Source organism: Stenotrophomonas sp. YIM B06876 (genome assembly GCF_030711595.1).
Lineage (GTDB): Bacteria > Pseudomonadota > Gammaproteobacteria > Xanthomonadales > Xanthomonadaceae > Stenotrophomonas.
Genome location: NZ_JAUJUJ010000004.1, coordinates 53,608 through 77,577 on the forward strand (window position 1 = coordinate 53,608; position 23,970 = coordinate 77,577).

Sequence of the window (23,970 nt, forward strand, 5' to 3'; positions counted from 1 at the left end):
CCTTCACTGTTTGGCCTGAAAACCGCCCGGAACATTCCGGGCGGTTTTCTCATGCCATCGACAACCGCCAGGCACCGCCGGATTCAACGCGGCGCGATGTATCCGCCCGCCACGCCCTGCGGCGACAGCACCAGCTGCCACAACTGCGAATGGCGGGCGCGGAAGGTGGCCATGGACGCGGCCAGATAGAAGCGCCACATCCGCCGGAACCGCTCGTCGTAGCGCTCATCAAGCCGGTCCCATGCTGCTTCCACGTTGCGTCGCCACGCCTGCAACGTCAGGTCGTAGTCGGTACCGAAATTGTGCCAGTCCTCCAGCACGAACAACCGCTCCATCGCGGCGGTGATCTGCACGGCCGAGGGCAGCATCGAATTGGGGAAGATGTATTTGCCGATCCATGGATCGGTATGGTCACGGCTGACATTGGTGCCGATGGCATGCAGCAGGAACAGGCCATTGTCCGGCAGGCAGCGCCGCGCCACCTCGAAATAGGTCCGGTAGTTCTTCACCCCGACGTGTTCGAACATGCCGACCGAGAGAATCGCATCGAACGGCTCGTCCAGTTCGCGATAGTCCTGCAGCCGGATATCCACCGGCAACCCCTCGCACAGCTGGCTGGCAAACACCGCCTGCTCCTGCGAGATGGTGATGCCAACACCGCGCACGCCGTAGCGCTCGGCAGCGAACTTGAGTGCTTCGCCCCAGCCACAGCCGATATCCAGCACCCGCATGCCCGGACTGAGCCGCAACTTGCGGCAGATCAGGTCGAGCTTGGCTTCCTGCGCGGTATCCAGGTCGTAGGCGTTGCGCCAGTAGCCGCAGCTGTAGACCAGTCGTTTCCCGAGCATGGCCTGGTACAGGTCGTTGCCCAGGTCGTAATGGCGCTTGGCGACCTCGAAACCGCCCTGCCCGGACTGCAGGTTGAACAGTTTGGCGCGCAACGCATCCCAGAGCTCACCGGTGCCATGCACGCGCTCGTCCAGATTGGCCTTGAGCAGGTGGAACAGGAAGGCATCCAGCGAGCGGGCCTGCCACCAGCCGTCCATGTAGCTCTCCCCAAGACCGAGCGAGCCCTGCGCCAGTACCCGGGCGTGGAAGCGTGGATCCTGGATATGGATGTCCTGCGGGCGGTCGCCACCGAGGGTGACGTCGGCCTCCTGCAGCAATGCCTCAACTCGCCGTTGCAGTCCTGCATCCACCATTTCGGCCTCCGTTACGTTACGGGTTTGCGAACAACTCCTGATAAGCCGGCGCCACGTAAGGCAGCAATACCTTGGCCGGCACATCCACACTCTGGGTACCGTCCGAATATGGCCCGACCTGATAGGGCGGAAACACGAAACGGATCGCCGCGATACGGCCGCCGGCATCCAGCAGCGGCTGGAACTGGGCGAAGTTGTCCGCCGTGGGCGAGGTGCCCTCGTCAATCATCTTGGAGAGGTTGCGGACCTGGGCCCGCTGCTCTTCCGGTGACAACGCCTCCGCTTCGGCACGGGCGATCGCCTGCTCGCGCAACTGCCGCGCGACATAACCGCCGATGGCCTTCCAGCCCTCGCCGGAAGGCACCATCTGCGCAGCGCTCAGCATTTCCTCCCGGCCCGGCAGCCAGACGAAACGCGCCACCAGCGGCTCGCCGTGGGCCCCGCCGGTATAGCGGCTGCCATCCGCCGTTGCGGCCACGACCCGCGGCGTATCCACCGCCAGCTCGAAGCTCAGCGACAGCTCGTAAGGGGCAGTGGGCTTGTCATTGCCCAGCACCTCCACCGCCTCCAACAGCTCCTCCTTGGCCGCCGCGGCATAGGTGACCAGCGCTCGCGCCAGCCCCGGATATTTGGCGGCCGCCGGCGGATAGCTGATGCCCACCACATAGCGTGAAGTGGTTTCGATCACGTCGCGCAGATCCGGCGCCGCCGTGGTCCCGGCGGCGGCCGGTCCGGCAGCGCTTACCGCCGGCGCCTGTTCGGCCACGCCGGCCTCGTTGTTCCTGCCGCATCCTGCCGCCACCAGCAGCACCAGCACTGCTGCGCACGATCCCTGTCGGTACTTCTTCATTCGCAAACATCCCCTTCTGTTGTCAGGCCCGTCAATCCGCTGCCATCAAGGCGCCAAGTTACTCCACCAGGTCGGCATATTCATCATGCCGGCGCAGGAACACCGCCGCATATTCGCAGGCGGGCACCACCTTCAACCCGGCGGCTCGCGCATAGTCCAGGGCGGCGACCGTCAAAGCCCCGGCGATGCCCTTGCCACCGATGGCCGCGGGCACTCCGGTATGGGTGATGACCATCCGCGGTCCCTCTTTGCGGTATTCGAGCCGGGCCTGGTGGCCGTCCACGTCGACATGGAAGCATTGGCCTGTGGGGTTGTGCCGGATAGCGAGCTCAGCGGGAATATTCATCCGGGTCGGGTTCCGGTGGAGGGAGCTCCATTGTGCCGGCTGGCGCTGCACGCGGCCGGTGAATCCGCCGATGACACAAGCCGCCGCGGTGCGTCACTTTCCGGCCCGGCCCCAGGCCGGGCACCGCTGTTTGCGACGGAAACACCGGAAACAGCCGGAATAAAAGCTGGCATGGCATTTGCGAATGTCTCACCACAGGACAGCAACCGACGAGGCACGCCATGCAGAACTTCGATCAGACCCTCCCCGCCAACGACCACGATTCCTCGCTGCTGGAAGGGCTGTTCCAGCTCGCCGTCAGTGGCCATACCCAGGGCTGGGAGTTCGAGCAGATCGACAGCGAGGTCTACACCCGCCTGCAGCAGGCCTACGCCGCCTGAGCGGCGACCGCGCAGGCACGCCTGCGCAGCGACCCACGGCCCCTGCAGCCACTGCCGCAGACCGTTCCAGCAGCGGCCGCGCAACGCACCCGCTGTCAGCCGCCGAAGCTGGGATTCATCAGCTGCTGCAGGAATACCTGCAGCACCCGTGGCTCCATGATCACCATGAAAATCACCCCGAACGCCGCACCGGCCAGGTGCGCGCTGTGGTTGATACGATCACCACCGCGCTTGTCCATCCAGATGCTGTAGCCGACATAGAACACGGCATACAGAATCGCCGGCGCCGGGATGAACAACACCAGGATGATCGTCCACGGCGAGATCAGGATGAAGGCGAACAGCACCGCCGACACCGCGCCTGACGCGCCCAGGCTCAGGTAGTTCGGGTTCTTCTGGTTCTTCAGATAGCTGGGCAGGATCGACACCACCAGCGCTGCCAGATAGAACAACGGGTAGGTCAGCCCGCTTCCGCTGAGCTGGGTCATGACCTGCTCGATCGCGCGCCCGAAAAAGAACAACGTGATCATGTTGAACAGCAGGTGGGAAAAATCGGCATGGATGAAGCCGTAAGTCACCAGCCGGTCGTACTGGTGGTGGCGGTCCACGGCCGGCGGCCACAGGATCAGACGGTCGGCCAGCTTGCGGTTGCTGAAAGCCAGCCACGACACCAGCCCGGTGAGGGCGATCAGGATCAGGGTGAAGGGAGCGTCCATGTTCTTCCTCAGACCGCGGTACGGTAGTTGTCGACCATCTTGTAGCGTCGCGCATACAGGCCGAACACCAGTGCGGCGATAAAGGCGAAGCCGGCGAAGAAGAACATCAGGAATGCCGCCTCGCTCAGGCCGCTGCTGGCGATACGGTGGGTCACCGCGTCATTGCGCACCGCCGCGTTGGACAGCAGCACCCACAGGTTGCCGATGGTGGTGGTCAGGTTCCAGAAGCTCATCACCACGCCCTTCATCGCCGGCGGCGCCTGGCTGTAGGCGAACTCCAGGCCGGTGGCCGATACCAGCACCTCGCCGAAGGTCAGCAGCGCATACGGCAGGATCTGCCAGGTGATGGACATGGCGTCGCCGCCATCCATCACCACCTGGATGCCCCCCACCACCACCCAGGCCAGACCGCTGAAGGCGATGCCGGCGGTCATCCGCCGCAACGCGGTCGGTTCCCAGCCGAGCTTGCGCAGCAGCGGATACAGCACCAGGTTGTTGAACGGGATCAGCACCATCACCAGCGCCGGATTCAGCGCCTGCATCTGTGAGGCGGTGAACCAGCTGGGCATGCTCATTTGCTGGCCCTGCAGCACCCAGGTCGAAGCCTTCTGGTCGAACAGCGAGAAGAAAGGCGTGGTCAGGGCGAAGATCACCAGCACCTTGAGCACCGAGCGCACGCCCTCCACCGCTTCGTCCGGATGCACGCCACGGGCGCGCTCCAGCTGCCACCAGGTACCGCCACCGATGCCGGCCAGCACCAGCACCAGCGCGATACACAGGCAGATCACGATCCCCAGGGTGGGCACCAGGGCCAGCGAGGCGATGGCCAGCACCACGCCCAGCATCGCCATGACCAGCCCGGGACGGCGCTGCCCGGGCGCATGCGCGGTCAGCGCGGTACGCACGACGTTGCCGAACGAATGCGGGTCCTTGGGCGGCAACGGCACCAGCTCGTATTTTTTACGCCCCATCCAGAACACGAACGTGGCGATGAACATCAGGATGCCGGGAATGCCGAACGCCCACGCGGGGCCGAGATTCTTCAGCGCCAGGGGGATCAGCAGCGAGGCGAACAGCGAGCCGAAATTGATGATCCAGTAGAAGGCGTCGAACACGACCTTGGCCAACTTTTTGTTGGTCTGGTCGAACTGGTCGCCCATGAACGAGGCCACCAGCGGCTTGATGCCGCCCGCGCCCAGCGCGATCAGCCCCAGGCCAACGAAGAAGCCCTGCCGGCTGTCTTCAAAAAAGGCCAGACAGGCATGGCCGGCGCAATAGATCAGGCTGAACCAGAGGATGGTGTGGTATTTGCCGAAGAATTTGTCGGCCAGCCAGCCACCGAGCAGCGGGAAGAAATACACGCCGATCATGAAGCTGTGCATGATGTCCTTGGCCTCGCCCGCGCGGGCCGAGGTGGTCATCTCCTGCAGCAGCAGCGAGGTGACCAGGAACTGCACCAGGATGTTGCGCATCCCGTAGAAGCTGAAGCGCTCGCAGGCTTCGTTGCCGATGATGTAGGGAATCTGGCGGGGCATCCGTGCCTTGGGGAGGGCGCTTGCGGCCTCGACGGGGTGCGTCATCTAGGGGCGATCCTGAGTACAAAAGTTGCAAGCGTAACGCATTGCATGCACGCAGCGCCCGCTCCTGCCAACCATTGGAACGCGCGGCGCCAGGAAGCGGCAAAGGTGCAGCTCCCGGCCCCGCCTACGGTGGAGCGTCCCCGGATCGATCCGCGGCCCCGATCTGCGCGGTCCGGGGAGCGGCCGCCGTGGCCTGCACGATGCCTAGACAGGCGCCATGACTACGATAGCCACCTGCTCCGCTGAAGAAGCTGCTCCATGTCGCGTTGGGCATGTCTGCCACTGTTGATACTCGCATTTGCTCCGCAGACACACGCACAGGGCACGCACGCTCCTGCCTTGAGCATCGCCAGCGTGCAGCTTCCCGCTGAACCCGGGGAATGGCAAAGGCGCCGTGACGAAATCCTGGCAATGATGCAGACCCTGCAGCCGGACGTGATCGCCGTACAACAGGTGATGCAGGCGCCGGATGAACTCAATCCGGCCTGCTGGATGGCCAAGCGGCTGCGCTACAGCTGCGACTTCGTCACCGCCGACCCTCCCAGCCAGCCACAGCGCCGCGGCAATGCGATGCTGACCCGTCGAGCGGTCATCGAAGATGGCGTCACCCTGCTGCATCCCCCCGGCCAGTTCAGCGCGGCCGGCATGCTGCGCCTGCAACTGGACGAAGGCCCGGTGAATGTCTACGTGGTGCGCTTGCGCCCGGAAGAAAACTCGGTGATCGCACGGCGCCACCAGACCCATGACCTGCTGGCCTGGATCGCCGCCACCGCCGATGGCCTGCCCTGCTTGATCGTCGGGGATTTTGCCGCTCCCACCGACGAACTGGTGCGGCAGTTGCCCGGATTCCAGCCGGCGCGCCGCAATCCGTCCGCCCGGCATGCCGAACCGGCCGCCGCGCCGAGTGCGACGGGCCACGGCATGGACGTGCTGTACCAGGTGCGACAGTTCGCCGACATCGCGCGGCAACCGCTGCATCTGCAGGCGACTGATCCGAAGTCACCGCCCCTGCGGCTGGGGATGATGGCGACCCTGCAGCTGAGCGCGGCCGCGATCACCGCCCCGCCCGAGTCCCCGCCCCCGTAAACGGCAACGGCCGGACATCGCTGTCCGGCCGTTGCAGGTCTTCATCCGGCCGGGACACTGGGGTGGCCCGGCCGAGGTCGCATCAGGCCATCGCGGCCTGGTAACGACGCTCCACTTCGTTCCAGTTGATCAGGCCGTAGAAGGTTTCAATGAACTCGGCGCGACGGTTCTGGAACTTCAGGTAGTACGCGTGCTCCCACACGTCGATGGTCAGCACCGGGGTGCGGCCGTCCATCAGCGGGCTTTCCTGGTTGGAGCTCTTCTCCACCAGCAGCTTCTTGTCCGCGGTCACGCTCAGCCATGCCCAGCCCGAGCCGAACTGGGTCAGCGCGGCCTTGGTGAAGGCTTCCTTGAACTTTTCGAAACCGCCGAGCTGCTCATCGATCGCCTTGGCCAGCTCGCCGCTCGGCGTACCGCCGGCGTTCGGCGCCATCACTTCCCAGAACATCGCATGGTTGCCATGGCCGCCGCCCTGGTTGCGCACACCCTGCTGCAGGTTTTCCGGCAGCGTCTTGACCTTGCGCAGCAGCTCGTCGATCGGCATGTCGGCGTATTCGGTACCTTCAACCAGCGCGTTGAGGTTGTTGACGTAGGTCTGGTGGTGCTTGGAGTGGTGGATTTCCACCGTGGCCGCGTCCATGTACGGTTCCAGCGCGTCGTAGGCGTAAGGCAGCTTGGGAAGGGTAAAAGCCATGAGGGATCTCCTTGGGTTTTGAGCCTGGGGTTCTATATCCGGCAACCGCCGGGCAATACAGCCGGTCAATGGTAGGCAGGATGGGCCAACTTACCAAGGGCGATGTAAAGGAATCTTCGTTCTGCGCCGTTGTGCCGCGCCGAGACTTTCTTTCCCGCTGGTGCGGCGCACCGCCGCCGATAACGGCCGGTTAAAGAAAAGATCGCGGCAAGCCTGATAATCGACCCTCTCGTTCGTTCTTCCGGATACCCTGCCGATGCGCAAACCTCGCCTGCTGGTCACCGCCGCGCTGCTGCTGATTGCCGGGCTGTGGGCCATGAAGGTGGTGCAACAACCACCCAGACCGCAGTTCGCCCCGGCAATCAGTGACATCTCGTCCCCGCCACCGGCGCGCCCGGACACCCGTGATCCACTGCCGTCGTTCCTGCCGGCACAAGCGCGCGCGATGATTCCCGTGATCCAGCGCGGCGGCCCGTTCGCGCACCGGCAGGATGGCAGCGTATTCGGCAACCGCGAACACCGTCTGCCGCAACGTCCGCGCGGCTACTACCGCGAGTACACCGTGGACACGCCCGGGCTGGGCCATCGCGGCGCGCGGCGCATCATCACCGGCGGCGAACCACCCGACGTCTGGTTCTACAGCGACGACCACTATGAAAGCTTCCGCAGTTTTGACGTCCCCGCCGACGGGAGCAGGCCATGAGTGACAGCGGCTTCGACTTCGACATGGGGCTGGAAGACCCGGCCCGCGCCGGCGTGTTCGCGGTGGGCGATGGCGACCTGGGCGATCTGGCCGCGGCCGCTGGCGATGCCGGCCTGCGGGTGTGCAGGATCGACCTGGAAGGCTGCACCGGCAAGCGCACCTTGCTGCTGCGGATTGCCACCCGGCTGGACTTCCCCTCTGGCCGCGGCCGCAACTGGGATGCGTTGTCGGACGGACTGCGCGATCTGTCCTGGCTGCCCGGCAACGGCTATGCGCTGCTGTTCAATGATGCTGGCGCACTGCGGGATGGCAGTGCGGAGGATTTCGACACCCTGCTCGACATCCTGGCCGAAGCCTCCAGCAGCTGGGCCGAGGCGAACGTGCCGTTCTGGGCGTTTATCGAGTTGCCAGGCGGGGACGCCGACGGCGCGCCCTGACCGGCCCGGCACCGGCCAGGCCGGTGCGTCAGGCCCGGGGGACAACCCGGACTGTATGCGCCAGCAGCAAGTCACCGTCCCGCTCGCCCGCAGCATCGGCGCGGCTGCAACAGCCCCGCAAGCACCACACTACGAAGGCCGGCCCAACCCGGCGCAGGCGCCGGGCGGGTGAACATGCACCGCCCGCCGGGATTACCCGCTGCCTGCCATCGCCGGCAGGCCGGCTTCAGGCATCCAGTTCCGACCAGCGCGCGTAGGCCGCATCCAGCTCGGCCTGCACTTCCGTCAGTTTCCGGGTGTGGGCGGCCATGGCCGCCGCATCGCGCTGGTAGAACGCCGGATCGTTCATCGTCGCCGTCATCGCCCCGACCTCGCCTTCCAGCGTTTCGATTTTCAACGGCAACTGTTCCAGTTCGCGTGCCTCTTTGTAGCTGAGCTTGCGCTTGGGCGCGGCGGCGGCCACGGTGACCACCGGTGCGGCCACCGCCGGAGTGGCAGTGGCCGATGCCTTGGCCACCGCGGCGGCATTGACCAGCGCGTCCGGCCGCTGGCGCACCCAGTCGGTGTAGCCGCCGACATACTCGCCGACCACCCCGTTGCCTTCCATCACCATCGTGGAAGTGACCACGTTGTCGATGAAGTCACGGTCATGGCTGACCAGCAGCAGGGTGCCGGTGTAGTCGCCCAGCAGTTCTTCCAGCAGCTCCAGCGTTTCCACGTCCAGATCGTTGGTCGGTTCGTCCATCACCAGCAGGTTGGACGGCTGCGCGAACAGCTTGGCCAGCAGCAGCCGGTTGCGCTCGCCGCCGGACAGGCGGGTGATCGGCGCGCGTGCGCGCTCCGGAGTGAACAGGAAGTCCTGCAAATAGGCATGTACGTGCTTGCGCTTGCCGTTGAGCTCGATGAAGTCGGCGCCTTCGGCCACGTTCTCGATCGCGCTCCAGTCTTCGCGCAAGGTGGCGCGGTACTGGTCGAAATAGGCTATCTGCAGGTTGGTGCCGGTGCGGATCTCGCCCTGCTGCGGCTGCAGCTCGCCCAGCAGCAGCTTCAGCAGCGTGGTCTTGCCGCTGCCGTTGGGGCCGATCAGGCCGATACGGTCGCCACGCAGGATGATGCTGGAGAAATCGCGCACCATCGTACGGGCGCCGAACGCGAAGGAAACCTCCTTGGCCTCGATCACCTTCTTGCCGGAGTTCTCCGCCTGCGCGGCCTCCATGCGCACGTTGCCCCCCAGCTCGCGGCGTTGGCTGCGCTCGTTGCGCATCGCCTTGAGGCGGCGCACACGTCCCTCGTCGCGGGTACGGCGGGCCTTGATGCCCTGGCGGATCCAGACTTCCTCCTGGGCCAGCATCTTGTCGAAACGGGTGTTTTCCTGCGCCTGCGCATTGAGCCGCTCCTCGCGGCGGCGCTCGTAGTTGGCCCAGTCGCCGGGCCAGCTGGTCACCTGGCCACGGTCGATCTCGACGATGCGGGTGGCCAGTGCACGCAGGAAGCGGCGGTCATGGGTGACGAACACCACGCTGCCGTTCCAGCCCTTGAGGAACATTTCCAGCCAGTCGATGGACTCGATGTCCAGATGGTTGGTCGGTTCGTCCAGCAGCAGCAGGTCCGGCGCGGACACCAGCGCGCGTGCCAGCAGCACCCGGCGCTTCATGCCACCGGACAGCCGCGCGAACTCGGCGTCGCCATCCAGATCCAGCTTGGTCAGGGTTTCTTCCACCCGCTGGTCCAGACCCCAGCCATCGGCGGCGTCGATCTTGGCCTGCACATCGCCCAACGCATCGCCATCGAACACGTCGGCATGGCTGAGGCGGTGGAACTCGGCCAGCCAGTGGCCCAGATCGCCGAGGCCATCGGCGACCACGTCGAACACGCTGCCGGCGGCGCCATGCGGCACTTCCTGCTCGAGCCGGGTCACGCGCACGCCCTGCTGGACGCGCACTTCCCCGTCGTCGGGCTTGAGCTCGCCGGCCATCAGTTTCATCAAAGTGGATTTGCCGGCGCCGTTGCGGCCGATCAGGGCAATACGCTCACCCGGTTCGATCGTCAGTTCGGTTTTTTCCAGCAACAACGGGCCGCCGACGCTGTAGTCGACGTTCTGCAAAGTAATCAGAGGCATGGGGCTATTGTACGGGTTGCCGCCCCGCGCCGGCACGGATCAGCGGGGATCGCAGGACCCGGCAGTCATTTCCAGCAGCCGCACCACGTTGCCGGAAAGCTGCCGCCCGGGATGGCTCACCACCCACAGCTGGCGCGACAGCACCGGCAATGGCGTGGCCAGGTATTCCAGCCTGCCCAACGCGACCAGATCGGCCACCACATGCCGCGACAGGCAGGCCAGCCCCAGTCCGGCGGCCGCGCCCTGCTTGATCGCCTCGGTGCTGCCCAGCTCCATGACCTCGGCAAACCCGTGCAGGTGCGGCAGCAGCGCCTGTTCCGCCGCCTCCCGGGTGCCAGAGCCCACCTCGCGCAACAGCCAGCGCGCCTGCCGCAGCTGCCGCAGGTCCGCCCCCGCCCGCAGTCCGGCACTGTGTGGATGCCGGCCGCCGTAGACGATCACCAGTTCATCCTCACGCCAAGGCAGCACCTGCAGGCCGGCGTCATGGCACGGGCCCTCGATCAGGGCGATATCGACCTCCAGCCGCTGCAAGGCCGCAACCATCTGCCCGGAGTTGCCGATCCGCAGATCCACCCGCAACGATACGCCTGCGCCCTGCAGCGCAGCGATGCGGGCCGGCATCAGATAGTTGCCGATGGTGGTGCTGGCACCGATCTTCAGGTATTCGGGCAGCCCTTCCCCCGATTGCGCGGCGTGGCCGATGCGGAAGCGCCGCTCGATATCGGCCGCTTCCGCCAGCAGGGCGCGGGCCGGCGGCAGCAGGGCGCGCCCGCTGCCATTGAGCACCAGCCGCCGCCCCACCCGGTCGAAAACCGGCGCCCCCAGCAGCGACTCCAGCTCGTTCAGCGCCGCGCTCACCGCCGACTGGGACAGCGCGATCCGCTCGCCAGCCACGGCCGTGGTACCGCCGTCAGCAATGGCGACGAAGATCTGCAACTGGCGCAGCGAAAGACGCATGGGCAATATCAACCTGTTTCCAGGGTTGGTTATAGCAAAACAATTCGTTTTTCTGGTCGAATGAACAGGGCGACGATGGCCTTACTCCCTGAATGGCCCGGTTGTCATGGCTTACCTCTCCCCTTCTTCCATTGCGCATTCCATCCGGCGCAGCCGTGCGTTGCTCCCCGGCCTGCTGCTGGCCGGCGGCATCGCCGCACTGTCGATGTGGTCGGGTGAACAGGCCTGGCTGCAGGATCACGGCATCAGCGCACTGACGATCGCCATCGTTGTGGGCATTGTGCTCGGCAATACCGTTTACGGCCGCCTGGCGGGCCGCGCCCACGACGGCGTCGGCTATGCCAAACAGAAGCTGCTGCGCGCCGGCATCGTGCTGTACGGCCTGCGCCTGACCCTGCAGGACATCGGCCAGGTCGGCAGCGCCGGCGTGCTGATCGACGCGCTGGTGCTGTCGAGCACCTTTGCGCTGGCGTGGTGGCTGGGTACCCGGGTGCTGAAAATGGACCGCGCCACCACCTTGCTGATCGGCGCCGGCAGTTCGATCTGCGGGGCCGCCGCGGTGATGGCCGCCGAACCCGTGGTCAAGGGCCGCGCCGAGCAGGTCGCCATCGCCGTGGCCACCGTGGTCGTGTTCGGCACCGTGGCGATGTTCCTGTACCCCGCGCTGTACCAGTGGGGCGTCGCCGCCGGCTGGATGCCTCTGGATGAGCCGAACTTCGGCGTATTTGCCGGTTCCACCATCCACGAGGTGGCCCAGGTGGTCGCGGCCGGCCGTGCGGTGAGCCAGTCCACCGCCGATGCGGCGGTGATCACCAAGATGGTGCGGGTGATGATGCTGGCCCCCTTCCTGGTCGGGTTGTCGGCCCTGCTTGCCCGCGGCACCGGCCACGGAGGCGGCGGCGCCCGCTCGAAGATCACCATTCCCTGGTTCGCATTCGGCTTCATCGCCATGGTCGCCTTCAACTCGCTGCAACTGCTGCCCGCGGCCGTGGTGCAACCCCTGGTGCAGCTGGATACCGTGCTGCTGGCCATGGCGATGGCCGCACTGGGCCTGACCACCCATGCCTCGGCACTGCGCCAGGCCGGCTTCAAGCCGCTGTTGCTGGCCTTGCTGCTGTTCGTCTGGCTGCTGGGCGGCGGCATGGCGATCAACCTCGGTGTGCGGGCGCTGGGTTGATCCGGCAGGCACGCCCGTGCGGCATCTGCGAAAATGCGCCATGAACGATTTCACCTCCATGGCGCTGTCGCCGGCCCTCGCCCCCGGCATCGATGCGCTGGGCTACACCACCATGACCCCGATCCAGGCGCAGAGCCTGCCGCCGATTCTCGACGGCCGCGACCTGATCGCACAGGCGCCGACCGGCAGCGGCAAGACCGCGGCCTTCGGCCTGGGCCTGCTGCAGCGGCTGGACCCGGCCGTCATCCGCGCCCAGGCGCTGGTGCTGTGCCCGACCCGCGAACTGGCCGACCAGGTCGGCAAGCAGCTGCGCAAGCTCGCCACCGGTATTCCCAACCTGAAGTTGCTGGTGCTCACTGGCGGCATGCCGCTGGCCCCGCAGCTGGCCTCGCTGGAAGCGCACGATCCGCATGTGGTGGTCGGCACTCCCGGGCGCATCCAGGAACTGGGCCGCAAGCGTGCCCTGCATCTGGGCGGCGTGCGCACGCTGGTGCTGGACGAGGCCGACCGCATGCTCGATATGGGCTTCGAGGAACCGATCCGCGAGATTGCCGGCCGCACCAGCAAGGACCGGCAGACGCTGCTGTTCTCGGCCACCTTCCCCGATCAGATCCGCGACCTGGCCCGCGCGCTGCTCAAGGACGCGGTGGAAGTCACCGTCGATGGCGCCGCCAGCGCACCGTCGATCCACCAGCTGTTCTTTGAAATCGACCCGGCCAGCAAGCAGAAAGCACTGGGCGGGCTGCTGCTCAGGTACACGCCCGAATCGGCGGTGGTGTTCTGCAACACCCGAAAGGATGTGGACGAGGTGGCCAACTCGCTGCAGCAGTTCGGCTTCTCGGCGCTGGCCCTGCATGGCGACATGGAACAGCGCGACCGCGATGAAGTGCTGGTGCGCTTCGCCAACCGCAGCTGCAACGTGCTGGTCGCCAGCGACGTGGCCGCACGCGGGCTGGACGTGGAAGACCTGGCCGCGGTGATCAACTATGAGCTGCCGACCGATATCGACACCTACCAGCACCGCGTCGGCCGCACCGGCCGTGCCGGCCGTACCGGCCTGGCGATGAGTCTGGTCACCGGCCGTGAGCGCAGCCGCGCCGATGCCCTGGAAGCCGTCCAGGGCAACCTGCTGAACTGGCAGAAGACGCCACTGGCCACCGCGCGCCCGGCGGTCCTGCCGCAGGCGGCGATGGAAACGCTGCGCATCGATGGCGGCAAGACCGACAAGCTGCGGGCCGGTGACATCCTCGGCGCGCTGACCGGCGAGGCCGGCCTGTCAGCCAAGGCGATCGGCAAGATCGACATCTATGCCACCCGTTCCTATGTCGCGATCACCCGCGAGCAGGTCGGCAAGGCGATCTCGCGGCTGGAGGCCGGCAAGATCAAGGGCAGGCGTTTCCGCGTGCGCAGGATGTAACCCGGGTTGTCACCGCTGCGCCGCCGGTTCCCCCTGCGGCGGCGCGCTGTCCGGCGTCAGTAGTCCAGCGTGGCCACCAGCGGCACTGCCGCCGGCCAGCGCCCGCGCCCGCCCAATCCCGGCAGTTCCACCAGTACCGCGGCACCGGCCACCACGGCCTGCAACTGCCGCGCCAGCGACAATGCCGCCAACAGCGTGCCACCGGTGGCCAGCACGTCGTCCACCAGCAGCACCCGTGCCCCCGGCGGCACCGCGTCGGCATGCACCTCGATACGATCGCTGCCGTATTCCAGCTCGTAGTCCTGGGTCAGGAGGCGGCCGGGCAATTTGCCGGGCTTGCGCAGCGGGACAAAACCCACCCCGAGCACGTGCGCCAGCGCCGCGCCGAGGATGAAGCCACGCGACTCGATCCCGAGCACCGCCTGCAACCCCGCCCCGCGCCACGGTTGCGCCATCGCCTCGACGGCCGCGGTGAAGTCATGACCGTCGGCCAGCAACGGGGTGATGTCCTTGAACAGGATGCCGGGCCTGGGAAAGTCGGCGACATCGCGGATCAGTTTGGCCCAATCGGGCGAGGAAGTGGTCATAGGTCTACGGTCGGGAACAAAGGAGTCGGCAACGGCGCACGCCGCAGCAATCAGGAACTGCAGGACAGCATCGAACAGCCGGCCCTGTCGCGCGCCCAGTCCGGGCGCCGTTGCGCGAAATGTTCGCGGCCCGGCTGCTCGTCGTACGGATGGCGCATGACCTCCAACAGCTCGGAGATTCCCGCGTAATCGCCCTGCCCGGCGCGATCGATCGCTTCCTGCGCCAGATAATTGCGCGGCACATAGAGCGGGTTGGCCAGGCGCATCTTCGCCATCCGCGCCGCCGCCGGGAGCAGATCGTCCTGCAGCCGGCCGGCGTAGCGCTGCAACCACTCATGCAGGCGCCCGGCCACCGCCGCACGCCGTTCATCGTTGTAGAACGCCGGCGCCAGCAACTCCACTGCAGGATGTTGCGGGTCGAACCCGTCAAGCGCGCGGAAGGCCAGGGTCATATCCATTTCCCCTTCCTGCATCAGCGCCTGCAGCGTTGCCATCAACGCCGCGTCACCTTCGCGCCAGTCGCCCAGTCCCAGCTTGGCCACCACCGTGTCGCGCTCGGCCTGCGCATACACCGCCTGGAACTGGTCCAGCCCGGCCTGCAATGGTTCGGACCCGCCGAACAAGGGCGACAGCGCCTGGGCGAGCCGCACCAGATTCCAGTGCGCCACCTGCGGCTGGGTGCCAAAGCGGTACCGCCGCCCCTGCGCATCGGTGGTATTGGGGGTCCAGTCCGGGTCGTAGTTGTCCACCCAGCCGTACGGCCCGTAATCGACGGTCAGGCCGAGGATCGACATGTTGTCGGTATTCATCACCCCATGCACGAACCCGACCCGCATCCAGTGGGCCACCATCAACGCGGTGGAACGGCAGACCTGCGCAAACCAGTCGGCGTAACGCGACGGCCCGGCCGCGCCCAGCTGCGGGAAGTCGCGGTCGATACAGAAATCGGCCAGTTGCCGCAGCAACGCGGTTTCGCCGCGCGAAGCCGGCAACTCGAAACTGCCGAAACGGATGAATGAGGGCGCCACCCGGCACACCACCGCGCCGGGCTCGGCAACCGGATTGCCGTCGTAGAACATGTCGCGCACCACGCTCTCGCCGCTGGCCACCAGACTCAGCGCCCGCGTCGTGGGTACGCCGAGGTGGTGCATCGCTTCGCTGCACAGGAATTCACGCAGCGACGAGCGCAGCACCGCACGGCCATCCGCACCGCGCGAGTACGGGGTTCGACCCGCCCCCTTGAGCTGCAGCTCCCAGCGCCCGCTATCGGCGACCAGTTCCCCCAGCGAAATCGCGCGACCGTCGCCGAGCTGCCCGGCCCATTGTCCGAACTGGTGGCCCCCGTAATTGGCCGCCCACGGCTGCATACCGGCATACAGCGCATTGCCGCCGAACACCTGGGCAAATTCAGGCGCCTGCAGCAGCGGCGCGGTGAATCCCAGCAATGCAGCCACTTCGGGCGAATGCGCTATCAGCTGCGGGGCGGCGACCGGCGTCGGCATCACCGACGACCACAGCGCTCCCACGACTTCGCGGCGACGCGGACCGGACTCGGGATCGCCCGGCAATTCCCGCACGAAGCGGTTGTCGAAATTAAAAACAGTCATGGTCAAAGCATAGTCCGCCGGCGATGAATCACCACAACTCAGCTGACGGGCAGCTCCAGGCTTCCGCCCTGCCGCAGTGCGCGCTGATAGGACGGACGCTGGGCGATACGCTGCAGGAACCGCTGCAGATGCGGATGCCCGGCGAATCCTTCAGCACGTGCGGCGGCCGCCTGCACCGGAAAGCTCATCTGGATATCCGCCGCGGTAAAACGCTCGCCAGCAAACCAGCCGGTGGCGGCCAGCTCGCGCTCCATCCAGTCCAGATGCAAACGCACCTGCGGGCCGACGTATACCCGCATCGCCCTGTCGACAATCGCACGGGCCACCGGCCGGGCGAAGAACGGCATCTTCGCCGCACGGAGCCGCGAGAACACCAGTGTCATCAGCAGCGGCGGCATCGCCGAACCTTCGGCGTAATGCATCCAGTAGCGGTAACGCAACCGCTCGGGCGAATCCACCGGCAACGGCGTGGGCGAGAGCCGGCGTTCGCTGTCATAGCGGTCTGCCAGATACTCCAGGATCGCGCCGGACTCGGCCAGCACATGTCCGCCGTCCACCAGCACCGGCGATTTCCCCAGCGGATGCACCGCGCGCAACGCCGGCGGCGCCAGCAGCGTGGCCGGGTCGCGCTCGTACTTGATCAGCTGATAGGGAAGCTCCAGTTCTTCGAGCATCCACAGCACCCGCTGCGAACGGGATTGGTTGAGGTGGTGGAGCGTGATCATCAGGCAGCCTCGGCAGTGGTGCACCCATCGTAGTCATCGGACGCAAAAGTGGCGTCAGCGCGATGGAATGCGCCCAAACAAAAAACGCCGGAAGCTTGCGCTTCCGGCGTTCTGGGCGACCTTGCGGCAGCGGGGCGTCTAATTAGACGGCCTGCACCTGGTCAGCCTGCATACCCTTCTGGCCCTGCACGGCGACGAACGTCACCTTCTGGCCTTCCTGCAGCGACTTGAAGCCGGTGCCCTGGATGGCGCGGAAATGCACGAACAGGTCCGGGCCGCTTTCCGGGGTGATGAAGCCGAAGCCCTTGGCATCGTTGAACCACTTGACAGTACCGGTCTGACGATCAGACATATCCAAACTCCTGAAACAATAGTGAAAAAAATCGCAGCCACCGAGTATTCGGAGCCGAGACTGAGTTGCAGGCGTTGGTAAAGCGGATCGATGAGCGGATCGTGAGATCAACTGCACCAGGCCACGATTCACGGTGACCCTAGCAAACACAGTGAGACGGACGATACGCGGCTTTTCTTGAAAAAGCGATATATATCGCATTAAGTTTTTGCAAGAGGTTCATCGCCGTGAACAAACCCCAAATATTCAGGCGCTTGGGCTCCGCCTGTGCGGACACCCGTACTGCAGCGCAACAACCCAGTGCGCATTCAGCTGCAGACAGCTGCTGTAGATGCCTTCCATGATACCCGCTCCCATGACGGCCTCGGCCAGCCGGATCTGGGTGGATGCTGACGCCTGCCCCGGGGTGATCAAGGAAATCCTGTTCCGCGCCGCCGAGCGTGCGCAGGTGGAAATGACGCTGGTGGCCAACCAGTGGCTGCGCACACCGTCTTCGCGCTTCATCCGCGCGCTCCAGGTGGCCGGCGGCTTCGATGCGGCTGACCATGAAATCGTCGACCGCCTCGCCGCTGGCGACCTGGTGGTCACCCAGGACATCCCGCTGGCGGCGCGGGTGCTGGAAAAAGGCGGGATCGCGCTGAACCCGCGCGGTGAGCTGTATACCGCCAACAACATGGCCGAGCGCCTGTCGATGCGCAATTTCCTGGAAGAGCTGCGCGGCAGCGGGGTGCAGACCGGCGGCCCGGCCGCATTCCACGCCCGAGACCGCCTGGCCTTCGCCAACCAGCTGGACCGCTGGCTGGCGCAGCGGCGCTGAGCCTCAGCCCAGCAGCTCCCGGGCACTTTCAAAGCGCCGGTACTGGCCGCTGAGCGGATCGATGAACGCCAGGGCGCGGGCCAGCAATTGCAATGGCTGGCGGTAGTCCTGCTCGGCGCGCCGGGAGAGCGCCGGATAGAAGTCGTCGCCCGCAATCGGGGCGCCCAGTGCCGCCATATGCACGCGCAACTGGTGCTTGCGGCCGGTGACCGGCTCCAGCCCGTAACGCCAGACCGGACCATTGGCCTCCAGCAGGCATATACGGGTAATTGAATTGGCCTGGCCCGCACTTTCGCGCATGCGGAAAAACGGCTCACCGCGCTCGAGCCGGCTGCTGTGCTCATGCGGGAACTGCAGCCGCGGCAGCGCCGGTGCCAGCGCCTCGTAGTGCTTTTCAATGCGGCGTTCGCGAAACAGCGCCTGGTAGGCCGCGCGACTGTCCGGATCGACCGAAAACAGCACCAGGCCGGCGGTACCGCGATCGATCCGATGCAGCGGCACCAGATCGCGGATACCGGTGGTGGCGACCAGGCGGGCCAGCAAGGTCTGGCGCACATGGCGGCCGGCCGGCGTCACCGGCAGGAAATGCGGCTTGTCGGCCACCAGCAGATGCCGGTCGTGATGCACGATGCGCTCACTGAACGGAATCAACGGCTCGTCGGCCACCTCGCGGTAATAGACGACCTCCAGGCCCAGCTGCCAAGACCGGTCCGCCGCCAGCGGTCGGCCCTGGCGGTCCTGCACCCGGCCGCGTGCGAACCGGTCCTGCCACTGCGCGCGATCCACGCCGGCAAACCTCGCACACAACCCGTCCAGCAGCGTCGCCCAGTCACCGGCAGGCAACTGCAGGCGGCTGGGCAGCAGGGGATCATCCATCGGCAAGGATCCAGGCATGGCCAACGCATTATCATGGCGATCTTTGTTCCCGGTATCTCCATGGCCCTTACCGCCACCATCCGCAAGGCCGAGCTGCAGATCAGCGACATGGACCGCGGCTACTACGCGACCCACAACCTGACCTTGGCCCAACATCCCTCCGAGACCGACGAACGGCTGATGGTGCGCCTGCTGGCGTTCGCCCTCAACGCCGATGACCGGCTGGAGTTCGGCAAAGGCCTGAGCACCGAGGACGAACCGGACCTGTGGCAGCACGATTACACCGGCGCCATCGAACAGTGGATCGACCTGGGCCATCCGGATGAATCGCGGGTGCGCAAGGCCTGCAACCGCAGCAAGCGGGTCCAGGTGGTCAACTACGGTGGCCGTGCCTCGGACATCTGGTGGGAAAAACAGGGCAAAGCACTAGCGCGTTTCGCCAACCTGTCCGTCGTCGATCTGCCGGCCGAGTTCGTCGAGCAATGGGGCACCCGGATCCAGCGCGCCATGCGCTGGAGCGTGCTGATCCAGGACGGCGAGGTGCAGCTGCTCAACGACCAGATGCAACTGCAGGTGATCCCGGCCTGGCGCAAGCCGATCCCGGCATGAGCACGATCCGCTGCGATGTGCTGGTGATCGGCGCCGGCGCGGCGGGCCTGATGTGTGCGCTGACTGCCGGCCAGCGCGGACGCCTCGTGCAGGTGATCGACCACGCCAACAAGATCGGCAAGAAAATCCTGATGTCCGGCGGCGGCCGCTGCAACTTCACCAATACCGGCACCACCGCGGCCCAGTTCCTGTCGGCCAACCCGCATTTCTGCAAATCGGCGCTGGCGCGTTACACGCCAGCCGATTTCATTGAAATGGTGGACCGACACCGCATCGCCTGGCATGAAAAGGAGCTGGGCCAGCTGTTTTGCGACCTCTCTTCCAAGCAGATCGTGAAGATGCTGGTCGACGAGTGCACAGCGGCCGGGGCGCAGATCCGCGCCAATTGCGGCGTGGACAGGGTCGAGCGAGGCAGCGATGGTTTCCGGGTGCACACCGCGCAGGGACTGTTCCACGCCAGTTCGCTGGTGATCGCCACCGGCGGGCTGTCGATTCCCAGCCTGGGCGCGACCGGATTCGGCTATGAACTGGCCCGCCAGTTCGGCCACGAAGTGTTGCCCACGCGCGCCGGGCTGGTGCCGTTGACGCTCAGTGGCAAACACCAGGAACGCTTTGCCGATCTCAGCGGAGTCGCACTGCCGGTGGAGGCCCGCTGCAACGGGCAGCGCTTCCGCAATTCGATGCTGCTGACCCATCGCGGCATCAGCGGCCCGGCCATCCTGCAGATCTCCTCGTTCTGGCAACCCGGCGACGACCTGCGCCTGGACCTGCTGCCCGGGTTCGATGCCGGAGACTGGCTGCGCACGATGAAACGCGATCGCGGCGCCGCTGAACTGCGCACCGTGCTTTCCGAAGTGATGCCACGGCGCCTGGCGCTGCGACTGTGCGAGCAGTGGCTCGGCGACAAACCGGTGCGGCAGCTGGACGAGCGCGAACTCAGGACCGCCGCGCAGCTGCTGGCGGACTTCCCGCTGGTGGCCAGCGGCACCGAAGGCTACCGCACCGCTGAAGTCACCCTGGGCGGCGTGGATACACGCAAGGTGTCTTCGTCCACCATGGAATCGCAACTGGTGCCGGGGCTGCACTTCATTGGCGAAGTGCTGGATGTGACTGGCTGGCTGGGCGGCTACAATTTCCAGTGGGCCTGGGCATCGGGCCATGCCGCTGGCCATGCGGTTTGAACCACGGGTACGCCAATACGTGAAGCCGGGCCGGTTCGCGCATGGACGCCACCATGACCATCGTGTATTAAACCCCGACCGAGGGGAGTTCTGAATGCAAAACGGCAAAGACATCACCATCCGCCTGCTGATTGTCGATGACAGCGGCGAGAACGCCGAAGCGATCGTCAGCACCTTGCGCAACAGTGGCATCGCCGTGCGCCCGACCCGCCCACACAACGCCGAGGAACTGTCGCAGGCGCTGAACAGCCAGCCGATCGATCTGGTGCTGGCCGCCGCATCGCAGAGCATTCCGCTGCTGCTGGTCACCCAGCAGATTGCAGCCAGCGGCAAGGACATTCCCATGATCCTGCTGGCCGATCGCATCGAGGAAAACGAGCTGGTCGAATCGGTGGCCAACGGCATCCGCGCCATCGTGCTGCGACAACGCCCCGAACATCTGCTGGCGGTGGTCCGCAACGAATGGACCGACCTGCAGGCCCGCCGCGGGCTGCGCCGGATCGAGGCGCAGATGCGCGAAACCGAGCGCCGCTGTGATGCGCTGATTTCGTCTTCGCGCGATCCGATCGCCTATGTCCATGAAGGCATGCATATCCGCGCGAACGAAGCCTATCTGGACATGTTCGGCTATGACTCGTTCGAGGACGTGGAAGGCATCTCGCTGCTGGACATGGTCGCCCCGGCGCATATGGAGGATTTCAAGCAGCTGCTCAAATCGCTGAGCAAGGGCGATACCCCGCCGCCGCAATACCAGGTTGATGCGCGCAGCCAGACCGGCGATATCTTCCCGGCCACGATGGAGTTCACCGCGGCCAGTTACGAGGGCGAATCCTGCTTCCAGGTGGTATTCCGCCGGCGCGAGGAGTTCGATCCGGAGCTGGCGCGCGAGGTGGAGGACCTGCGCCAGCGCGACCAGGTCACCGGGCTGCTCAACCGCCCGACGTTCATGGTGCAACTGGAAAACGCGGTTGCCCAGGTCAGCCGCAGCGATGGCCAGTACGGGTTCCTGCTGGTCGAACCGGACCATTACGCGCGGTTGCTGCCGGATATCGGCCTGGACTCGGCCGATGCGCTGATCGCCGCGCTCGGCCAGCACCTGGCCGCCGCGCTGGACAGCGGCACCCAGGTGGCCCGCTTTGGCGAGCACAGCTTTGCGGTACTGCTGGAAGGCAACTATCCCCACACCGCGGCCATCGCCGAGCAGATCCGCCAGGCGTTTTCCGCCCATGTGTTCAGCATCGGCGAGCGCTCGGCCACGGTCACCGTCAGCCTCGGTGGCGTGCAGGTCGGCGAGAAGATCGCCAGCGTCGGCCAGGTGTTGGCGCGCGCCAGCGAATGCGTGCATGCCGCAATCGAACTGGGCGGCAACAACATCAAGGTGTTCGATCCCGGTGCCGCCGATCGCGTCGAGGAAGAACGCGTGCAACGCTGGGTGGAGCGCCTGCGCGAGGCGTTGGCGGGCGACGGCTTCCAGCTGCGCTACCGGCCGGCACTCAACCTGCAGGGCGAGCCCACCGAGCTGTATGAGGCCTCGCTGCAGCTGGAGAACAATGGCGAGCTGGTCAGCCCGTCCACGTTCCTGCCGATTGCCGAAGAACACGGCCTGCTCGGCAAGATCAACCGCTGGATGGTGAGCCACGCGATCCAGATCCTGGGCGAGCGCAAGCGCGACGGCCACACCACCCGGCTGATGCTGAAAATCACTCCGGAGTCGTTCTCCGACCCGGAAATGATCGCCCTCATCCATACCGGTCTTGCCACCCATGGCGTGGCGGGTGAACAACTGTGGCTGCAGACCCCGGAAGCGAAGGTTTTCACCCATCTGCGCAATGCCCAGCAGTTCCTCGCCGATGTTTCGCGACTGGGCTGCAAGATGGGGCTGGAGCAGTTCGGCTCGGGGCTGGATTCGTTCCAGCTGCTGGCCCACTTCCAGCCGGCGTTCCTCAAGCTGGATCGCGACTTCACCGCCGATCCCGCCCAGGCCAGGGAGCAGCAGGAGAAAATCCGCGAGATCACCCGCCGCGCGCAGGAGGCAGGCATCCGCACCCTCGCCGAATGCGTTTCCGATGCGGCCACCATGAGCCTGCTGTTCAGTGCCGGGGTGGATTACGTGCAGGGCGATTTTGTCGGCCCGGCAACGGCGACGATGAACTTCGATTTCAGCTGAGTGTTGCTGTTGGCGGCTGTGAAAAGGCCGCGCTTTGCGCGGCCTTTTCTTTTCCGGCGTGCTCCGGCCTGATCAGACTTCGACCAGGTCCGGAATCAGCACCTCCGGATTCACGTCGGCATCGTAGTCCACGCCGTCGATGCCGAAACCGAACAGGCGCAGGAAGTCGGCCTTGTAACCGGCCAGATCGCTGATCGCGTACAGGTTTTCGTTGCTGACCTGCGGCCACAGCGCCACCACCTTGGCCTGCACTTCCGGCGCCATTTCCTTGTAATCGGCGCGCAGACGACCCTCGGCGTCGACCAGCGCCACGGGCCGCCCCTTGCCATCGACCAGTTCACGACGGAGATGGTCGGCGGCATTGGCACCGCCCTGCGGGCCGTTGTAGAGGATGTCGTACAGGGTATCGAGCTGTTCGATACAGCCTTCATGGGTGCCCTGCTCTTTCATCACCTTGAACAGCAGCGACAGGTACAGCGGCATGGTCGGAATCGCCGAGCTGGCCTGGGTCACCACCGCCTTGAGCACCGACACCCGCGCATCGCCGCCCAATGCGGCCAGCTTGGCGCGGATGCCCAGCACTTTCTGGTCCAGATCCTTCTTGGCGGCGCCAATGGAACCGTTCCAGTAGATCGCCTGGGTGATCTCTTCGCCGACATAGGTGAACGCCGTGGTGGTGGCGCCTTCGGCCAGTACGCCGGCCTCCAGCAACGCATCGATCCACATCTGCCAGTCCTCGCCGCCCATCACCGCAACGGTGCTGGCAACCTCGTCAGCCGTGGCCGGCTGCAACGTGGTTTCGTTGAGCACTTCCTTGTCGGTATCCAGTCCACGCAGCGTGATCGGTGCACCGACCGGCTTCAGCGTGGAGTTGATGATCTCCCCGGTGCGCGGATGCTTGCGGCGCGGCGAGGCCAGGCTGTAGACCACCTGGTCCACCTGGCCCAGATCCTGCTTGATCAGCTCGATGGTCTTGCGCTTGACCTCATCGGAAAACGCATCGCCATTGATGCTCTTGGCATACAGTCCGGCCTGCCCGGCAAACTTGTGGAACGCCGCCGAGTTGTACCAGCCGGCGGTACCGGGTTTGCTTTCGGTGCCTGCACGTTCGAAGAACACCCCCAGGGTGGCCGCATCACTGCCGAAGGCCGCGGTGATCCGCGCCGCCAGGCCGTAGCCGGTCGACGCGCCGATGACCAGGACCTTCTTCGGGCCATGGGCGAGCTTCGGCTTGGCCTTGATGTAGTCGATCTGCTCCTTGACGGCCGCCTCGCAACCAGCGGGATGGGTGGTGACGCAGATGAAGCCGCGCACTCGCGGTTTGATGACCATGAAAACCTCGATCTTGAAATAAAAAGGGGGGCCCTGCCCCGGCCCCCGCACAT

General features: G+C 65.8%; 24 protein-coding genes. 10 read left to right on the forward strand and 14 right to left on the reverse strand.

Going from position 1 to position 23,970, the window contains the following annotated elements:
• Window positions 1-83: 83 nt before the first annotated feature.
• From cfa to QZH66_RS03430, 3 genes are read right to left on the reverse strand one after another with little or no spacing between them, the layout of a single operon-like run.
• A complete protein-coding gene (gene cfa / locus QZH66_RS03420) occupies window positions 84-1,286 on the reverse strand; it encodes a cyclopropane fatty acyl phospholipid synthase (RefSeq protein ID WP_305804552.1) in 1,203 nt (400 codons plus the stop codon).
• Window positions 1,219-2,052, reverse strand: a complete 834-nt coding sequence (locus QZH66_RS03425; RefSeq protein WP_305804553.1) for a DUF3298 and DUF4163 domain-containing protein — start codon at window positions 2,050-2,052, stop codon at window positions 1,219-1,221. The genes cfa and QZH66_RS03425 overlap by 68 nt, the downstream gene beginning before the upstream one ends.
• A gap of 58 nt (window positions 2,053-2,110) precedes the next feature.
• A complete protein-coding gene (locus QZH66_RS03430) occupies window positions 2,111-2,398 on the reverse strand; it encodes a GNAT family N-acetyltransferase (RefSeq protein WP_305804554.1) in 288 nt (95 codons plus the stop codon).
• Between the two features lie 221 nt (window positions 2,399-2,619).
• Between QZH66_RS03430 and QZH66_RS03435 the strand changes: the two genes are divergently transcribed.
• Window positions 2,620-2,778, forward strand: coding sequence for a hypothetical protein (locus tag QZH66_RS03435; RefSeq protein ID WP_305804555.1), 159 nt, complete (start codon window positions 2,620-2,622; stop codon window positions 2,776-2,778).
• A 95-nt stretch (window positions 2,779-2,873) separates the two neighbouring features.
• Here the strand turns inward: QZH66_RS03435 and QZH66_RS03440 are convergent, their stop codons facing one another.
• Window positions 2,874-3,494, reverse strand: coding sequence for a rhomboid family intramembrane serine protease (locus QZH66_RS03440; protein WP_305804556.1), 621 nt, complete (start codon window positions 3,492-3,494; stop codon window positions 2,874-2,876).
• 8 nt (window positions 3,495-3,502) lie between these two features.
• On the reverse strand, window positions 3,503-5,074 hold the full coding sequence (locus QZH66_RS03445; protein ID WP_305804557.1) for an oligopeptide:H+ symporter: 1,572 nt from the start codon (window positions 5,072-5,074) through the stop codon (window positions 3,503-3,505).
• 258 nt (window positions 5,075-5,332) lie between these two features.
• On the opposite strand from QZH66_RS03445, the gene QZH66_RS03450 reads away from it, so the two are divergent.
• Complete coding sequence (locus QZH66_RS03450) at window positions 5,333-6,160, forward strand: endonuclease/exonuclease/phosphatase family protein (protein WP_305804558.1); 828 nt, start codon at window positions 5,333-5,335, stop codon at window positions 6,158-6,160.
• An 82-nt stretch (window positions 6,161-6,242) separates the two neighbouring features.
• On the opposite strand, the gene QZH66_RS03455 is transcribed toward QZH66_RS03450, so the two are convergent.
• The gene (locus QZH66_RS03455; protein WP_305804559.1) at window positions 6,243-6,854 is read right to left on the reverse strand and encodes a superoxide dismutase; all 612 of its coding nucleotides are present in this window, start codon (window positions 6,852-6,854) and stop codon (window positions 6,243-6,245) included.
• Between the two features lie 256 nt (window positions 6,855-7,110).
• Between QZH66_RS03455 and QZH66_RS03460 the strand changes: the two genes are divergently transcribed.
• The gene (locus QZH66_RS03460; protein WP_305804560.1) at window positions 7,111-7,557 is read left to right on the forward strand and encodes a ribonuclease domain-containing protein; all 447 of its coding nucleotides are present in this window, start codon (window positions 7,111-7,113) and stop codon (window positions 7,555-7,557) included.
• Window positions 7,554-7,994 (forward strand): barstar family protein, encoded by a 441-nt coding sequence (locus QZH66_RS03465; protein WP_305804561.1) that lies wholly within the window; start codon window positions 7,554-7,556, stop codon window positions 7,992-7,994. The genes QZH66_RS03460 and QZH66_RS03465 overlap by 4 nt, the downstream gene beginning before the upstream one ends.
• Before the next feature lie 226 nt (window positions 7,995-8,220).
• Here the strand turns inward: QZH66_RS03465 and QZH66_RS03470 are convergent, their stop codons facing one another.
• Both QZH66_RS03470 and QZH66_RS03475 read right to left on the reverse strand, forming a co-directional pair.
• The gene (locus QZH66_RS03470) at window positions 8,221-10,113 is read right to left on the reverse strand and encodes an ATP-binding cassette domain-containing protein (RefSeq protein ID WP_305804562.1); all 1,893 of its coding nucleotides are present in this window, start codon (window positions 10,111-10,113) and stop codon (window positions 8,221-8,223) included.
• Window positions 10,114-10,152: 39 nt separating this feature from the next.
• Window positions 10,153-11,070 carry a LysR family transcriptional regulator gene (locus QZH66_RS03475; protein WP_305804563.1) on the reverse strand — a complete coding sequence of 306 codons (918 nt, stop codon included), beginning with the start codon at window positions 11,068-11,070 and terminating at the stop codon, window positions 10,153-10,155.
• 106 nt (window positions 11,071-11,176) lie between these two features.
• Here QZH66_RS03475 and QZH66_RS03480 point away from each other — a divergent pair, with 106 nt between their 5' ends.
• Window positions 11,177-12,247, forward strand: coding sequence for a YeiH family protein (locus tag QZH66_RS03480; RefSeq protein WP_305804564.1), 1,071 nt, complete (start codon window positions 11,177-11,179; stop codon window positions 12,245-12,247).
• A 40-nt stretch (window positions 12,248-12,287) separates the two neighbouring features.
• Complete coding sequence (dbpA, locus tag QZH66_RS03485; protein WP_305804565.1) at window positions 12,288-13,664, forward strand: ATP-dependent RNA helicase DbpA; 1,377 nt, start codon at window positions 12,288-12,290, stop codon at window positions 13,662-13,664.
• Between the two features lie 56 nt (window positions 13,665-13,720).
• Here the strand turns inward: dbpA and QZH66_RS03490 are convergent, their stop codons facing one another.
• The 4 genes from QZH66_RS03490 to QZH66_RS03505 all read right to left on the reverse strand — a co-directional run bounded on the left by QZH66_RS03490 (window position 13,721) and on the right by QZH66_RS03505 (window position 16,935).
• Window positions 13,721-14,251, reverse strand: a complete 531-nt coding sequence (locus QZH66_RS03490; RefSeq protein ID WP_305804566.1) for an adenine phosphoribosyltransferase — start codon at window positions 14,249-14,251, stop codon at window positions 13,721-13,723.
• A 50-nt stretch (window positions 14,252-14,301) separates the two neighbouring features.
• Window positions 14,302-15,858, reverse strand: a complete 1,557-nt coding sequence (locus QZH66_RS03495; RefSeq protein WP_305804567.1) for a protein adenylyltransferase SelO — start codon at window positions 15,856-15,858, stop codon at window positions 14,302-14,304.
• 38 nt (window positions 15,859-15,896) lie between these two features.
• Entirely contained in the window at window positions 15,897-16,583 is a 687-nt protein-coding gene (locus QZH66_RS03500; protein ID WP_305804568.1) for a glutathione S-transferase, read from the reverse strand.
• A 142-nt stretch (window positions 16,584-16,725) separates the two neighbouring features.
• The gene (locus QZH66_RS03505; RefSeq protein WP_039005002.1) at window positions 16,726-16,935 is read right to left on the reverse strand and encodes a cold-shock protein; all 210 of its coding nucleotides are present in this window, start codon (window positions 16,933-16,935) and stop codon (window positions 16,726-16,728) included.
• A 340-nt stretch (window positions 16,936-17,275) separates the two neighbouring features.
• Between QZH66_RS03505 and QZH66_RS03510 the strand changes: the two genes are divergently transcribed.
• A complete protein-coding gene (locus tag QZH66_RS03510; RefSeq protein ID WP_305804569.1) occupies window positions 17,276-17,752 on the forward strand; it encodes a YaiI/YqxD family protein in 477 nt (158 codons plus the stop codon).
• 3 nt (window positions 17,753-17,755) lie between these two features.
• On the opposite strand, the gene QZH66_RS03515 is transcribed toward QZH66_RS03510, so the two are convergent.
• Entirely contained in the window at window positions 17,756-18,628 is an 873-nt protein-coding gene (locus tag QZH66_RS03515) for a pseudouridine synthase (protein WP_305804570.1), read from the reverse strand.
• Window positions 18,629-18,688: 60 nt separating this feature from the next.
• On the opposite strand from QZH66_RS03515, the gene QZH66_RS03520 reads away from it, so the two are divergent.
• The 3 genes from QZH66_RS03520 (at window position 18,689) to QZH66_RS03530 (ending at window position 22,585) form a co-directional block, all read left to right on the forward strand.
• The gene (locus QZH66_RS03520) at window positions 18,689-19,237 is read left to right on the forward strand and encodes a YaeQ family protein (protein WP_305804571.1); all 549 of its coding nucleotides are present in this window, start codon (window positions 18,689-18,691) and stop codon (window positions 19,235-19,237) included.
• Window positions 19,234-20,418, forward strand: a complete 1,185-nt coding sequence (locus tag QZH66_RS03525) for an NAD(P)/FAD-dependent oxidoreductase (protein ID WP_305804572.1) — start codon at window positions 19,234-19,236, stop codon at window positions 20,416-20,418. The genes QZH66_RS03520 and QZH66_RS03525 overlap by 4 nt, the downstream gene beginning before the upstream one ends.
• A gap of 94 nt (window positions 20,419-20,512) precedes the next feature.
• On the forward strand, window positions 20,513-22,585 hold the full coding sequence (locus tag QZH66_RS03530; RefSeq protein WP_305804573.1) for an EAL domain-containing protein: 2,073 nt from the start codon (window positions 20,513-20,515) through the stop codon (window positions 22,583-22,585).
• A 72-nt stretch (window positions 22,586-22,657) separates the two neighbouring features.
• On the opposite strand, the gene fabV is transcribed toward QZH66_RS03530, so the two are convergent.
• The gene (fabV, locus tag QZH66_RS03535; protein ID WP_305804574.1) at window positions 22,658-23,917 is read right to left on the reverse strand and encodes an enoyl-ACP reductase FabV; all 1,260 of its coding nucleotides are present in this window, start codon (window positions 23,915-23,917) and stop codon (window positions 22,658-22,660) included.
• Between the last annotated feature and the right edge of the window lie 53 nt (window positions 23,918-23,970).